We start from the raw sequence: 14,790 nt of genomic DNA, 5'->3' as shown, positions 1-14,790 counted from the left end.
TAAATAATTATCTGTCGCTTCCACAATTCGTAAAAAAAACATATGATACGTGTGTTCCGCTTGAGCAATGTGCTCGAACTTCTCCTCTGTCATTCGTTCGCAAGCAAGCTGTAGGCACGTTCGCTCGATCAACAATTTTGTTTCAACTAAATCTCGTTTTTCCCGATTTCCTTGTAAAATAAACGAACCGAGGAGTTGAATGAGCTGATGTTCACCGAACGGCTTCATAAACGTCCCTTCTCCGCGACGCGTTTCAATGAGTCCAAGCAGTTCTAACGCCCTTAGTGCTTCGCGAACAGAAGAACGTCCAACTTGTAGTCTTTCAGCTAACTCCCGTTCGGAAGGAAGTCGGTCCCCTGGTTGGAGCCCCGCTTCCTCAATCATGCGATGAATTTGCCAAAATGTTTCAATGTACACTTTAGAAGTCGTCATCGTTGCCCTCACCTGCAATGGCTACTAATTGTCGTGTTCGTTTTTCTATCTCTTTTGGATCGACAATCGTTTGTGCGACCCCCGTTTCGATTGCCACCTTCGCCACAGCAGCGGCGACTGCCGGAGCAACACGAGGATCAAACGGAGCTGGAATGACATAATCGGCGCGCAATTCGTCTTCTGTAATTAAGTTAGCAATCGCTTCAACGGCCGCGATTTTCATTTGTTCATTAATTTGTTTTGCACGCACGTCAAGCGCCCCTCTAAACATGCCCGGAAACGCTAAAACGTTATTTACTTGATTTGGGTAGTCAGATCGTCCTGTTCCAACAACCGTCGCCCCTGCTTGTAGCGCCTCTTCAGGCATAATTTCTGGCATCGGGTTTGCCATCGCAAAAATGATCGCATCCCGATTCATCGTTTCAACCATGCCAGCTGTCAATGCTCCTGCAACAGACACACCAATAAATACATCCGCACCAACGATCACTTCTTGTAACGTCCCTGATTTTTTCTCCACGTTTGTCCATTGCGCAATTTCATGTTTGATGTCATTCATTCCGTACGGACGCCCCTCATAAATGGCCCCTTTTGAATCGCACATAATCATATGTTTGACTCCGTAACAACGAAGCAACTTCATGATCGCAATGCCTGCCGCACCTGCTCCGTTAATCACGACTTGAATATCTTCCATCTTTTTATTTACTAACTTTAATGCATTAACTAAACCAGCAACAGTCACAATCGCTGTCCCATGTTGGTCATCGTGAAAGACAGGAATGTTCATTTCTTCTTTTAATCGCTCTTCGATAATAAAACAATGTGGAGCAGCAATATCTTCTAAGTTAATACCACCGAACGTCGGCTCAAGCAGTTTCACTGTTTGGATGATTTGTTCCACATCTGATGTATTTAAACAAATTGGAAAGGCATCAACCCCGGCAAAACTTTTAAAAAGCACAGCTTTTCCTTCCATAACCGGCAATGCTGCTTCCGCTCCAATATTCCCAAGTCCTAATACTGCACTTCCATTCGATACAACAGCTACCGTGTTCGCTTTTAATGTATAATCGTATATTTTGATCGGTTCGTGATGAATGGCTTTGCACGGTTCTGCGACACCGGGAGAATACGCCAAACTTAAATCATAGGCGTTTCTTAACGGCACTTTCGCTTTCACTTCTAGCTTTCCTTGATAACGTTCATGCATACGAAGCGCTTCTTCAAACAACGACACGACATCTTCCTCCCTAAAAAGTAGCCGACAACTGGTCTGACCACTTAACTTCTATAAAAATATAATAAAAATGAAAAATAGTAAAGCTTTTTTATTTCACGACAACGTTCCCGTTTCCAAGCAATGCCGTCAACTGTTGGATGCATTCATCTTGTGGGGAAACGGCATATTCGTGGGAAAGCTGTACTTTTTTCCCCTCCGCCTCATAATACAAAACAACAGGTACATGCCCACGATAAGTCGTTAACACGTTTTTTAACTGTTGCAACACGATCGGTGATGCATGTTGTTCGTCAATTTTCACGTATACACACTCTGGCTTCCTCAGTTGTTGCACAATCAAATGCCAACCATTCATCCTTTTCTCTATTTTCCCTTCCATATACAACACCGTTCCTTGTTGCAATATAGAATGAAAACGCCGGTAGCTTGCTGGAAATACAATAGCATGCCATTCATCGCTATCGTCACAAATTGTAAGAAACGCCATCTCTTCTCCCTTTTTTGTCCGCTTTTTCGTCACCTCCTCAACGTATGCGATCACTTTACCGTAATTCGACTCTTCCTTTTCCCACTCATACATTCGTTTTGCTCCCCATATCGAATAAAAATGTGAAAATGATTCAACGGGATGAGGGGAAACGTATACGTTAAGCCATTGTTTTTCATACTTGAGCTGATCGATAAGCGATAACGGCTCAGCATGAACGTACTTTGGTCGTATATGGGGAAGCGATGTGAAAAACTGTGCATGCTCAAACGCCACATCTATACTTGCATAAAGAGTAGCACGCTCAATACGAAATTCATCAAAGCAACCAGAAAAAATGAACGCTTCAACCATTTTTCTTTGTGAAGGTTCGAGGCGTAGTCGGGAAACAAAATCAAAAAAATCGGAAAACGGTCGCTTTCGGCGCTCCCGAATAACTTGTTTGATAAAGGCAGAGTTAACTTGTTTAATCGCTAAAAACCCAAAACGAATACTGTTTTCATCAACAGTAAAGCGCTCTTCACTTCGTCCGATCGAAGGAGGAAGTAATCGTATTCGTTTTTTCCGAAGTTCGTACACACATTGCATCATTTTTTCTTTTTGACCGCTTACGTTTGTTAATAATGCGGCATAAAAATCGAGCGGATAATGCGCTTTAATATACGCCATCATATACGAGATGTAACTATACGCGACCGCATGGCTTCGATTAAATCCATACCCAGCAAATCGAACGATGAGCTCGTACAATTCGTTTGCGACATGAGCAGCGTATCCATTTTGCATACATCCTTCAATGAAGCGCCTTTTCTCTTTTTCCATTTGCGCGACGTCCTTTTTACTTATTGCTCGACGCAATAAATCAGCTTGAACTAACGAAAAGTTTGCCATTTTCTCAACAATTTTCATAATTTGTTCTTGATAAATGATGACGCCATATGTTGACTGCAAAATCGGCTGCAAATCATCATGCATGTAAACGATCGATTCACGACGATGTTTGCGAGAAATGTATGTTGGGATTTGCTCCATCGGACCTGGACGAAATAAAGCGTTTACTGCAACAATATCTTCGAACGTTGTCGGTTGTAATTCGCGCAATACCCGCTTCATTCCTTCTGACTCAAGCTGAAATACGCCAAATGTATCCCCTTGGCTGAAAAGAGCATACGTTTGTTCGTCATCAAGCGGCACGTTGTCAAAACGTAAACGACGTCCTGTCCGTTTTTCAATACTTTCTATCATTTGCTCGATCGTCGTTAAATTTTTCAATGCAAGCAAATCAAATTTTAATAGTCCTATTTGTTCAAGCGCATCCATCGCATATTGCGTCACATATGTTGTCGTTTGTCCACTTTGAAGAGGAACGATGTCCGTTAATGGGCATGGGCTAATGACAATGCCGGCAGCATGAATCGACGTATGCTTTGGCAATCCTTCAATACGTTGCACCACGCGATGCCATGGCCGTGTATGATCGAGTCGCCCGATATGTAACGTTTGTTGCACGTCGTGTTCATCTACATCAAACACACGACCGACTTCGCGAATCGCTGAGCGCATTCCAAACGTTCCAAACGTAATAATTTGTGCAACGTGGTCTTTTCCATATTTTTGTTCAATGTAACGAATCACTTCTTCACGACGATCGTCAGGAAAATCAATATCTATATCAGGGAGTGATAAACGAGCTGGATTTAAAAAACGTTCGAACAAAAGTCCATATTGCAACGGATCGATTTGTGTAATGCCGAGTATGTAAGCAACGAGCGAACCTGCCGCTGACCCGCGCCCTGGCCCGACGAATATGCCTTGCTCGCGGGCAAAGCGAACAAAGTCGGCCACAATTAAAAAATAGTCGCTAAAGTTCATCTGTTGAATGATTTGTAGTTCGTATTGTAATCGCTCAACGTACGGTTGCGGACGATTTGGAAAACGTTTCGTCAATTGCTCCCAGCACCACGATTGTAAATGTTCATCAGCTGTTGTCCCTGAGGGAACAGGATAGCGCGGCATAAACCATTGTTTATGCTCAAACTCCACATGACATCGTTCTGCAATGCGAATCGTTTCCTTCACCGCTTCATCACACATGGGAAATAAGGCAGCCATTTCATCTGCACTTTTCAAATAATATTCATTTGCTGCCAAACGAGGACGGCTCGAATCGGTCATTTTCTTCCCGTGCTTCATCGCAAGCAAACATTCATAAGCAAGCGCATCTTCTTGATATATGTAACGCACATCGTTTGTCGCAACGAGTGGAACGTTCCAACGTCTACTATATTCGAGAAGTAGCGGGAACAATTTCGCTTGCTCTTGCAGCCCGTGTTGTTGAATATTGATATAAAAATCACCTGGCTGAAAAATGGTTGTATACGTTTGAACGAGCGCTTCCGCCTGAGCGATTTCTCCGTTTAACAAATGTTGTTCTATTCGTCCACGTACGCCGCTTGTTATACCAATTAATTCACTCGTGTGACGAGAAAAATGAGATAAAGGAATGCCTTTTCCATCATTCATTTGAATCGTCGTCGCAATATGTACAAGCTGGCGATACCCGTAATTGTTTTTCGCTAACAACACAAGCTCGTCTTCGTGTTCATCAACTATCGTTGCAATCATACCGATGATCGGCTTTATTCCATGTGCTTGGCACGCTTTATAAAACGGAACGGCGCCATACAATACGTTTTCATCTGTTAACGCAATAGCGGAAAATTGAAGCTCGCATGAGCGTGTGACAAGCTCTTCCATTTTCACTGTACTACTTAATAAACTATAACCACTTCGCACTTGTAGATGGATAAACGACAATGTGTCCCCCACCTTTTCTATTTTTTTCTATTATAGTCGGCAGAAAAGCAAAAAAGCAAAACATACCTTTCTTGTTTGTCCCATATACATAGTATACAGAAGGAGTGAGCGAGATGGAGATGAAAACAGCATTTTTGCCTGCTTTTATTCAAAGCTATTTCATCGCTTTAGGTGTGTTAGTAGGAGGAGCATTCATTGGCGGATTTGGGGCTTTTTTATCTGGTGAACCACCGCTAACAATGATGTACCGATTCGCAAGCAGTTTAAAAATTTGGGCGCTAATTGCGGCGATTGGTGGGACGTTCGATACGTTTTATAGCGTGGAACGCGGCTTTTTTCAAGGGGAAACACGCGATGTCATTAAACAGTTTTTGCTGATTTTATCAGCGACTGGAGGCGCCCAAACAGGTATGACGTTCATTCGCTGGTTTACACAGGAGAATAGCGCATGAGAGTTCCACCATATGCACGTGATCCGGGCTGGCAACGATTTTTCGCTGGAGCCATGATTGGTGCAATCGTTAGTTGGATCATTTTCGCACAAATGTTTGGCATTTTGCAAGAGAAACAAGTACGCCAATTAAAAACTCAGCAAGAAATCATTGCGCAGCTAAAGCATGATTTAAACATTTGGCAACAAGATTATGTTCAGCTGAATGAAGAAAATAAAAAGCGACTGATGATTCAATCGATTGATGTGAAAGTAATTAACGCCCAATCTTACGGCATCGATACGTACACAACATTTCGCATTGAAGAAAATATAAAAAAAGACATTCAACATATTACAGCGAAAGATATTGAAACAGTATATAAAAGCAAAGAGCTATTAAAAAAAGCAATTGAAAATAAAACATACGTCATTGACAATCGAACGTACCGTCTCGATATCGAAACGATTTTATTTTTCACTAACGTATCGATTGAAATAAAATTAAAGCAACAGTAGATATGTTCTACTGTTGCTTACATACCTCATTTAAGTCAGCCAATACGTGTTTTACTTCTTCCCACGAATAGATGGACGCCCCTGCTGCTAGCGGATGACCTCCACCGCGATATTTTTTAGCTACTTCATTGACGATCGGACCTCTTGAGCGAAGACGAACGCGAATTTGATCATCTTCCTCGACGAAAAATACCCACGCCTTTATTCCTTCAATATTTCCAAGCACGCTGACGAGTTGTGAAGCTTCTGTTGGCGTCGCATCATACTGATCCAATAGCTCTTTCGTTAATATAATATGGGCAACCCCGTGTTCAGACAGCTCGAAATGTTGCAACACATACCCACTTAAATGAGCAATCGATAATTTTGTTCGGTATAGTTGCTCGTACAAATCAACAAAAGAAAAGCCGTACTCGATTAGCTCGCTCGCATACTTAAATGTTTTCGGATTCGTGCTTGGGAAGAGGAAACGACCTGTATCGCCAACAATGCCAGCATAAATTAAGCGAGCTGCCTCTTTCGTTAAAACAAGGCCGCGCTCTTTTCCCATTAAATATAGCTCATAAATCATCTCGCTAACCGAGCTAGCACTCGTATCTACCCATAATATGTCACCGTACGGATCTTCATTTGGATGATGATCGATTTTAATAATTTTCTTTCCGAGCTTATAGCGTTGATCGCATACACGCTCTTCATTCGCCGTATCGCAAACGATCACAAGAGCATCATGATACATTTCATCTGGGATGACATCCATTTTACGCAAAAATTCGAGCGACGGTTCGTCTTTTCCAACCGTATATACTCGTTTTTCTGGAAATGACGCTTGAATTAGTTCTGCTAATCCTCCTTGCGAGCCGTACGCATCAGGATCTGGTCGAACGTGACGGTGAATAATAATTGTGTCAAACTGTTCAATATGATCAATAATTTCCAAAACTTTTTGTTCCATGGCGCTTCTCCCTTTTTTTCTCCATTAAAACATATTTTATTATGATTCGAAAAGATGTAAAATAATCACGCAACAACTTTTTATGTTGGAGGGCTAGATATGCTAATATTTGTTATACTTATCGTCTTTTCGTTGTCGTTTTATTTGTATTACAAAATCAAATATGTTCGCAGTAAAAAGCCGATGGAGCGGAAATGGATTAGTGCGAAATCAAGCATAGCGCTCGGCTCGTTTGTATTTTTCTTTGCAATTAACCAATTTCTCATTCATCGCTCAACTGTCTCGCTCATTGTCGGCATTGTTTTTCTCCTCGTTGGTGCGGGAAGCATATGGTCAGGCTATCGCGCTCATCGCTACTATTTTCCGCTTGCGGTAAAAGAGGCGGAAGAAACAAAATAGGCTGCTACATGCAGCCTATTGTCGTTCAAGTAATTGACACATCATTAACGCCTTTCCGACAAGCGTTCCTTCATTAAATACTTCGACGTCCACCTTTCCAAACTTACGACCGATTTCTAATAATTTTGGCTTAATATCGATGACCGTATCAATTTGTACAGGTTTAATAAAATAAATTGTAATGTTTTCGACAACAAGGTCTCCACGCTTATGGAGGCGAAGAGCCCTCGTAGCCGCCTCGGTCACAATAGTTGTAAACACCCCGTACGATAACGTCCCTAAATGGTTTGTCATTTGCGGAGTAATGTTACAGCGAAAAACACCGTCAACCGTTTCGGTTAAAAACTGGGTGGTGACAATATCATCGATCGTCTCACCGACTTGTGGCTGGCGTTGTGCGAGTTGCAATGCTTTTAATACATCTTGTCGGCTAATGATTCCTTGTAGCCGATTGTATTCATCAACAACGGGCAATACTTCAATTCCTTCCCACACCATCATATGCGAAGCGGAAGCGACAGACGTTTTTCCGCTTACTGTAATCGGATGTTTCGTCATTACTTTTTCAATCGGCACATCACGCTCGTAACCCATAATATCTTTTGCCGTCACAATACCTTGCACTTTTAATTGTTGATCAATTACAGGAAAGCGACTATGCTTCGTTTCTCGATTTAACTCATACCACCGTTCTACTTGATCTGTTACATATAAATATGCCGTTTTTTCAAATGGCGTCAAAATATCTTCGACGAGAACAATTTCTTTTTTAATGAGCTGATCATAAATGGCTCGGTTAATCATCGTCGCAACTGTAAACGTATCATAACTTGTTGAAATAATTGGCAATTGTCGCTCATCCGCTAATTTTTTCACATGCTCTTCCGTATCAAAACCACCTGTAATCAAAACGCCTGCGCCCGCTTCAATCGCTAGTTCGTGCGCTTTCGTCCGATTGCCAACGATCAATAAATTCCCCGCACCTGTATATCGCATCATTGCTTCAAGCTTCATCGCACCGATCACAAATTTATTTAACGTTTTATGTAATCCTTCTTTTCCCCCAAGCACTTGCCCGTCAACAATATTGACAACTTCCGCATACGTTAGCTTTTCGATATTTTCTTTCTTTTTTTGTTCAATTCGAATCGTTCCGACGCGCTCAATCGTACTGACGTATCCTTTTGTTTCGGCGTCTTTTATAGCACGATATGCTGTTCCTTCGCTTACTCCCATTTCTTTCGCAATTTGGCGAACAGATATTTTTTCCCCAACTGGTAACGTTTCGATATATTGTAAAATTTGTTCATGCTTCGTAATCGTCAAGTTGCCCCACCCTTTTTCGACAGTTTGTTACTTTTATTATAAGGGTGTGCTTGACCGCATTCAATGAGCGTTTTCACAGCTCAATACTTTCGCCAACATGCAATATGCGCCCCACACCATCGATCATCTTCACAAATCGTTGCGGATCTTGTTGAATGACCGGGAATGTATTGTAATGAATCGGCACAGCTATTTTCACTTTTAACCATCTCGCCGCAACTGCCGCATCCTCTGGTCCCATCGTAAAATTATCGCCAATTGGTAAGAAGGCAACATCAATATCATTCATTTCCCCGATGAGCTTCATATCAGAAAATAACGCTGTATCCCCCGCATGGTAAATCGTCTTTCCTTCCGCGCTAAACAAAATACCGCTTGGCATTCCTGTATAAACGATCGTTTCATTTTCTTCTACATAGCTTGAGCCATGAAACGCTTGCGTCAGTTTTACTTTTCCAAAATCAAAAGAAAACGATCCACCGATGTGCATCGGGTGAACGCGAACACCTTTCCATCCTAAATACGTGGCTAATTCATAAGGAGCAATGACGAGAGCATCGTGTTTTTTCGCTAATGCAACCGTATCGCCCACGTGATCATTATGTCCGTGTGTTAATAAGATGACGTCGACATGAACATCTTCCGCTTTTAAGTCTGTCAGCGGATTCCCCGTAATAAATGGGTCAATGAAAATCGTTTTGCCGTTCGTTTCAATTTTAACAACAGAATGTCCGTGATAAGTAAGTTTCATCGTTTATTCTCCTTTCTTTGTTTTTGACATAATTTTGTTTCTTCATTTGATCACTATTTCCTTCTTTTTTCGTTCATGATAAGCTGAAAAAGAAAGGATGTGAACATCATGGAACGAATAAGTAAGCTTCAACAAAAGTTGAAAGAAACGAATGGCTCATGGGCATTCATTACATCAACGGCAAACGTTTTTTATTTTAGTGGCTTTTACAGCAACCCACATGAACGACTGCTAGCCATTGTCATTTTTCCAGATGAAGAACCGTTTCTTATTTGTCCCGAAATGGATGCAAATCAAGCAAAACAGGCAGGGTGGGCGTATAGAATTGTTAGTTATGATGACGTTCACGATCCGTGGCATATGTTAAGTAACGAGTTAAGTAAACGAAATGTACAAAATGAGCGTATCGGTATCGAAAACAGTCATTTAACAGTCAATCGCCTCGAACGACTTCAAACATGTTTTTTACATGCATCGTTTTTCGATTTGACCGATACGCTACATGAATTACGAATGACAAAAGATGAAAAGGAGCTGCAAACGCTCCGTCAAGCAGCTGAGCTAGCTGATTTTGGTGTCGATGTTGGCGTCCGTGCCCTAAAAGAAGGAAAAACAGAGTTAGAAATCGTCGCAACCATTGAATATGAGTTGAAAAGAAAAGGGGTGCGAACGATGGCTTTTGACACGATGGTGCTTGCTGGAACAAATAGCGCGCATCCTCATGGTATTCCAGGAACGAATCGCATCCAAACGGGTGATTTTGTCTTGTTTGACCTCGGTGTCGTGCTTGATGGCTATTGTTCTGACATTACGCGCACCGTCGTATTTGGACAGCCAACAGAAGAGCAAAGACGTATATACAATACGGTGTTGCAAGCACAACAAGCAGCCATTGCCGCTTGCCAAATCGGTGCTCCAATTGGAAGCATCGACAAAGCTGCCCGTTCGCGAATTGAACGAGAAGGGTATGGCGAGTATTTTCCTCATCGCATCGGACATGGACTCGGCATCGATGTTCATGAATACCCTTCGATGAATGAATCAAACACGACCCCTCTTCAAGCTGGAATGGTATTTACTATTGAACCTGGCATTTACGTCCCATCTGTCGGTGGCGTACGCATTGAAGATGACATGTATATGACTGAAAAAGGACCGCTCACATTAACAACATATCCGAAAGAACTACAAATTGTATAGGCTGTCATGTTGGCAGCCTATTTCCGATACCGATGAATGACATCAAGCCCGCCCGTTACTTCAATCACAGCTCCTGTAATCATATCTGAAAAATCATCACATAAAAACTCAACAACTCGTGCAATATCTTCCCCTGTACCCGGGCGACCAATAGGGGTCATCTCATCTTTCTGTTGACGAGCATACGCAATCGTTGCTTCTTTCATTTCTCCAATAATATTTCCCGGACAAACCATATTCGCTGTAATGCCATGCTCTGCTTCCTCAAAAGCGATCGTTTTTGTTAATGATACAAGTCCAACTTTGGCTGCACTAAACGCTGAGCGATACATCCACCCTGGCGCATGGTCCGCCCCTTGAAAACCGTATGTTACGATGCGACCAAAATGTTGAGCGCGCATAATCGGAACAACTTGTTTAAACAAATGAAACATCGCACTTAAATTCCCTTCAATCATCTCATACCATTCGTCATCCGTATAGTCCGCTAACTTTTTCCGCTCAAATATGTAAGGACCTGCGTTATGAATTAAATAATCGATGCGGCCAAATTTCGCAAACGCTTCATTCACAAGGCGAACTAAATCTTCTTTTTTCGTCACATCTCCTTGCACAAAATGAAGTCGGTCTTCACAATGGCGATATGCTTCTTTTAACGATTCAACAGCCTGGATGTCGCTTCGATAATGGACGGTAACAGCGCATCCTTTTTCCAAAAAACGTTCCGTCACTTTTTTTCCCAGTCCTTTCGTTCCTGCCGTTACAATCGCATGCCTCACTAATTATCCCTCCATCCATGCTTTGCTACGTTTATCGTACTACAAACTGACGGAGGAAAACACATTTTATGCTCGATCATAGCAATGAACAAAAGAGGCATTATCGCCTCTTTTGTTCATCGTCTTGTTCAATGACGCCGCTAATGTATGCGTCTGTAATTTGTTCAGTCACTTGTGCGATCCCTTCTTCATCGTAATAAAGTTGTTCTTTTTGCTCTTTTTCTCGCATCAATATTCACTCCTTTTGTCATAAATTTTTCGACAATACGTAGTGTTTGTTTTACAAAAAATGATATACTTGAATTGGAAGGAAAATTTTTTATTGGGGGAATGGCTATGTACAAGTACAAAAAGATTTTGGTCGCCGTCGATGGCTCAAAAGAAGCGGAATGGGCGTTTAAAAAAGCGATTGAAATCGCCAAACGAAACGATGCTTCACTTGTTCTTTCGCACATTATCGACGTTCGTTCGTTCGCAACGATCGAAGCATACGATCGTACAGTTGCCGAGCGAGCAGAAAAGTTTGCGAAAGAATTATTGCAATCATACGAAAAACAGGCGATCGATGCAGGAGTGAAAGAAGTCGTCACAGACATCGAATACGGTTCCCCAAAAGTGAAAATTTCCAAAGAAGTTGCTCCAAAGTATGAAGTTGATTTAATCGTTTGCGGCGCGACAGGAATGAGCGCAGTCGAGCGATTTTTCATCGGAAGCGTTTCTGAACATATTACACGATATGCTAAATGCGACGTGCTTGTCGTACGCACACCTGAACAAATAGAGGCATAAAAGCGTTTGCTTTTATGCCTCTAACATTTGTTTTACTTTTTCAATTGCTTTTCTCACTTCTGTAAATCCTGTGCCCCCCGCGCTCGTGCGGCGATTCACTGCAGTGTGCGGATCAAGCGCTTCATAAATATCTTCTCCAAATAAAGGCGAAGCTTGGCGACATACATCAAGCGGCAAATCCATTAAAAATATTCCTCGCTCTAAACATGTAAGCACAAGCTTCCCAACGATTTCGTGCGCCTCGCGAAACGGCACGCCCTTTTTTGCTAAATAGTCTGCTAGTTCTGTCGCATTTGAAAAATCTTGTTTCGTCGCTTTTTCCATCACGTCTACACGAACGGTCATCGTTTCAATCATACCCGCAAAAATTTTTAAACTACCGATCACCGTCTGAACGGTATCAAACATCCCTTCTTTATCTTCTTGCATATCTTTATTGTAAGCGAGCGGCAGCCCTTTCATGACGGTCAACAACGCCACAAGGTGACCGTACACCCGCCCCGTTTTTCCACGAATAAGTTCAGCCATATCTGGATTTTTCTTTTGTGGCATAATGCTACTTCCTGTCGCAAACGTATCATCTATTTCAATAAACTTGAACTCTTCACTCGACCAAAGAATAAGTTCTTCACAAAAACGGGATAAATGCATCATCAACATAGAACTATGACTTAAAAATTCAATAATAAAGTCCCGGTCGCTCACCGCATCTAAGCTATTTTCATATATGCTGTCAAAGCCAAGAAGTTTAGCGGTCAAATGGCGATCAATCGGAAACGTCGTCCCTGCGAGCGCTCCAGCACCGAGTGGCGATTTGTTAATGCGCTTTAACGACTCTGTAAACCGTTCACGGTCGCGTTCAAACATCCATACGTATGCCATGAGATGATGAGCAAATGAAATCGGCTGTGCCCGCTGCAAATGCGTGTAGCCCGGAATAAGCGTCTCCACATGTCGCTCTGCTTTTTCAACAAGCACACGTTGCAATTGCCGAATAAGTTCGATAATCTCGATAACTCGTTTTCGCAAATATAAATGCATATCTGTCGCGACTTGGTCGTTTCGACTTCTTCCAGTATGAAGCTTTCCTCCAACTGGACCAATTTCATCAATTAACATTTTTTCAATGTTTAAATGGATATCTTCATAGGCAACAGAAAAGGAAAGTTCTCCGCTTTTCGCTTTCTCTAATAACTTTGTTAACCCTTTTTTAATCGTTTCGACATCTTCTTTCGGTAAAATACCACACTCGCCGAGCATCGTCACATGGGCGATGCTTCCTTCTATATCTTCTTCAACGAGCTGTTGATCAAAATGGATCGATGCTCCGAAGTCATCGACCCATTGTGCAGCTGTTTTTGTAAATCGTCCACCCCATAACTTTTTCACACGTTCACCTTCTTTTGGCTATTGACGATGCTATATACTTTCGTAGGCAAGCCAAATAAAGAAATAAATCCGACGGCTGCTTGATGGTCAAATTGGTCTTCTGATGTATATGTTGCTAGCTTTTCATCGTATAACGAAAACGGCGATTTCCGTCCTTCTACAATTGCATGACCTTTAAATAACTTCACACGTACAACACCTGTTACATTTTTTTGTGTCTCTTTTAAGAAAGCGACGAGCGCATCTTTTAATGGTGAAAACCAAAGGCCGTTGTAAATGACTTCCGCTATTTTTTGTTCAATGACTGGTTTAAAATGGGCGACTTCTTTCACAAGCGTTAAGTCTTCTAGCTCTTTATGTGCTTTTATGAGCGTTATCGCTCCTGGACATTCATATACTTCACGCGATTTAATGCCCACAAGTCGATTTTCCACATGGTCGATGCGGCCGACGCCATGTTTTCCAGCTAACGCATTAAGCTCAAGAATAAGCGCTGCAAGCGAGTACGCCTTTCCATTAATCGTTTTTGGTATTCCTTGCTCAAAACCAATTTCAACGATATCCGGCTCATTTGGTGTATGTTCAAGTGCAGCTGTTAATTCATACGCCTCTTCTGGTGGTGCTGCCCATGGATCTTCTAGAATGCCGCACTCGTTACTTCTCCCCCATAAGTTTTGATCGATCGAGAACGGGCTATCTAAGTCAATCGGAATCGGAATGTTATGTTTTTTCGCATATTCAATTTCTTCTTCGCGCGACCATTTCCATTCACGAACAGGTGCAATGACTTTTAAATTCGGATTTAATGCTTGAATCGATACTTCAAAGCGCACTTGGTCATTTCCTTTTCCGGTACAACCGTGCGCAACAGCAACAGCACCTTCTAGTTCAGCGATTTCAACGAGCTTCTTTGAAATTAACGGACGGGACAACGCAGAGACGAGCGGATATTTTCCTTCGTAAAGGGCATGAGCCTGCAAAGCGATAAGCGCATATTCATTCGCAAATTCTTCTTTTGCATCAATCATATATGATTGAACAGCTCCAACCTTTAACGCTTTTTCTTTCACAAACTCCAAATCTTTTCCTTCTCCTACGTCTAAACAACAAGCAACTACATCATATCCTTGTTCTTGTAGCCATTTAATAGCAACTGACGTATCTAATCCCCCAGAATAAGCGAGCACTACTTTTGGATTTGCCATGATCGTTCCTCCCTAAAGAATAAAAATACTAATAATTTAATATTTATTCATTTCGCATATTAATAATGT

Annotated in this window: 15 protein-coding genes; 5 read left to right on the top strand and 10 right to left on the bottom strand. The window is 41.9% G+C overall.

All coding sequences use genetic code 11. The features are described 5' to 3' along the window. The 3 genes from V7Z64_RS01730 to dnaE all read right to left on the bottom strand — a co-directional run. The coding region (locus tag V7Z64_RS01730) for a FadR/GntR family transcriptional regulator (RefSeq protein ID WP_297987711.1) at positions 1-432 on the bottom strand (432 nt) is incomplete at its 3' end. After that, positions 419-1,672 (bottom strand): NAD(P)-dependent malic enzyme, encoded by a 1,254-nt coding sequence (locus tag V7Z64_RS01725; RefSeq protein WP_297987709.1) that lies wholly within the window; start codon positions 1,670-1,672, stop codon positions 419-421. The genes V7Z64_RS01725 and V7Z64_RS01730, both read right to left, overlap by 14 nt. 91 nt (positions 1,673-1,763) lie before the next feature. Continuing rightward, positions 1,764-4,979, bottom strand: a complete 3,216-nt coding sequence (gene dnaE, locus V7Z64_RS01720) for a DNA polymerase III subunit alpha (protein ID WP_334109294.1) — start codon at positions 4,977-4,979, stop codon at positions 1,764-1,766. Between the two features lie 113 nt (positions 4,980-5,092). On the opposite strand from dnaE, the gene V7Z64_RS01715 reads away from it, so the two are divergent. Both V7Z64_RS01715 and ytrI read left to right on the top strand, forming a co-directional pair. Continuing rightward, entirely contained in the window at positions 5,093-5,431 is a 339-nt protein-coding gene (locus V7Z64_RS01715; protein ID WP_003397984.1) for a YtrH family sporulation protein, read from the top strand. Next, positions 5,428-5,928: a sporulation membrane protein YtrI gene (gene ytrI / locus V7Z64_RS01710; RefSeq protein ID WP_297991025.1), complete on the top strand. Its 501-nt coding sequence runs from the start codon at positions 5,428-5,430 to the stop codon at positions 5,926-5,928. Before V7Z64_RS01715 ends, ytrI begins: the two co-directional genes overlap by 4 nt. Before the next feature lie 7 nt (positions 5,929-5,935). On the opposite strand, the gene V7Z64_RS01705 is transcribed toward ytrI, so the two are convergent. Next, the gene (locus V7Z64_RS01705; protein WP_297991023.1) at positions 5,936-6,883 is read right to left on the bottom strand and encodes a DHH family phosphoesterase; all 948 of its coding nucleotides are present in this window, start codon (positions 6,881-6,883) and stop codon (positions 5,936-5,938) included. A 99-nt stretch (positions 6,884-6,982) separates the two neighbouring features. On the opposite strand from V7Z64_RS01705, the gene V7Z64_RS01700 reads away from it, so the two are divergent. Then, complete coding sequence (locus tag V7Z64_RS01700) at positions 6,983-7,282, top strand: YtpI family protein (protein ID WP_297991021.1); 300 nt, start codon at positions 6,983-6,985, stop codon at positions 7,280-7,282. A 15-nt stretch (positions 7,283-7,297) separates the two neighbouring features. Here the strand turns inward: V7Z64_RS01700 and V7Z64_RS01695 are convergent, their stop codons facing one another. Further along, on the bottom strand, positions 7,298-8,608 hold the full coding sequence (locus V7Z64_RS01695) for a CBS domain-containing protein (protein WP_003397990.1): 1,311 nt from the start codon (positions 8,606-8,608) through the stop codon (positions 7,298-7,300). 73 nt (positions 8,609-8,681) lie between these two features. Beyond that, entirely contained in the window at positions 8,682-9,359 is a 678-nt protein-coding gene (locus tag V7Z64_RS01690) for a metal-dependent hydrolase (RefSeq protein WP_297991603.1), read from the bottom strand. Positions 9,360-9,464: 105 nt separating this feature from the next. On the opposite strand from V7Z64_RS01690, the gene V7Z64_RS01685 reads away from it, so the two are divergent. After that, positions 9,465-10,559: a M24 family metallopeptidase gene (locus V7Z64_RS01685; RefSeq protein WP_297991609.1), complete on the top strand. Its 1,095-nt coding sequence runs from the start codon at positions 9,465-9,467 to the stop codon at positions 10,557-10,559. Positions 10,560-10,576: 17 nt separating this feature from the next. On the opposite strand, the gene V7Z64_RS01680 is transcribed toward V7Z64_RS01685, so the two are convergent. After that, complete coding sequence (locus V7Z64_RS01680; RefSeq protein ID WP_297991601.1) at positions 10,577-11,338, bottom strand: SDR family oxidoreductase; 762 nt, start codon at positions 11,336-11,338, stop codon at positions 10,577-10,579. A 100-nt stretch (positions 11,339-11,438) separates the two neighbouring features. Beyond that, the gene (locus V7Z64_RS01675) at positions 11,439-11,567 is read right to left on the bottom strand and encodes a hypothetical protein (RefSeq protein WP_255573176.1); all 129 of its coding nucleotides are present in this window, start codon (positions 11,565-11,567) and stop codon (positions 11,439-11,441) included. A gap of 107 nt (positions 11,568-11,674) precedes the next feature. Here V7Z64_RS01675 and V7Z64_RS01670 point away from each other — a divergent pair, with 107 nt between their 5' ends. After that, on the top strand, positions 11,675-12,127 hold the full coding sequence (locus tag V7Z64_RS01670; RefSeq protein ID WP_297991600.1) for a universal stress protein: 453 nt from the start codon (positions 11,675-11,677) through the stop codon (positions 12,125-12,127). Positions 12,128-12,139: 12 nt separating this feature from the next. Here the strand turns inward: V7Z64_RS01670 and argH are convergent, their stop codons facing one another. Together argH and V7Z64_RS01660 are read right to left on the bottom strand one after the other, a co-directional pair. Beyond that, on the bottom strand, positions 12,140-13,516 hold the full coding sequence (argH, locus tag V7Z64_RS01665) for an argininosuccinate lyase (RefSeq protein ID WP_297991598.1): 1,377 nt from the start codon (positions 13,514-13,516) through the stop codon (positions 12,140-12,142). After that, entirely contained in the window at positions 13,513-14,721 is a 1,209-nt protein-coding gene (locus V7Z64_RS01660) for an argininosuccinate synthase (RefSeq protein ID WP_297991595.1), read from the bottom strand. The genes argH and V7Z64_RS01660 overlap by 4 nt, the downstream gene beginning before the upstream one ends. Between the last annotated feature and the right edge of the window lie 69 nt (positions 14,722-14,790).

Source organism: Anoxybacillus sp. (assembly GCF_036834105.1).
Taxonomy (GTDB): domain Bacteria; phylum Bacillota; class Bacilli; order Bacillales; family Anoxybacillaceae; genus Anoxybacillus.
Note: the sequence above shows the minus strand (reverse complement) of the source record. Positions and strands in the feature narration are given on the sequence as shown.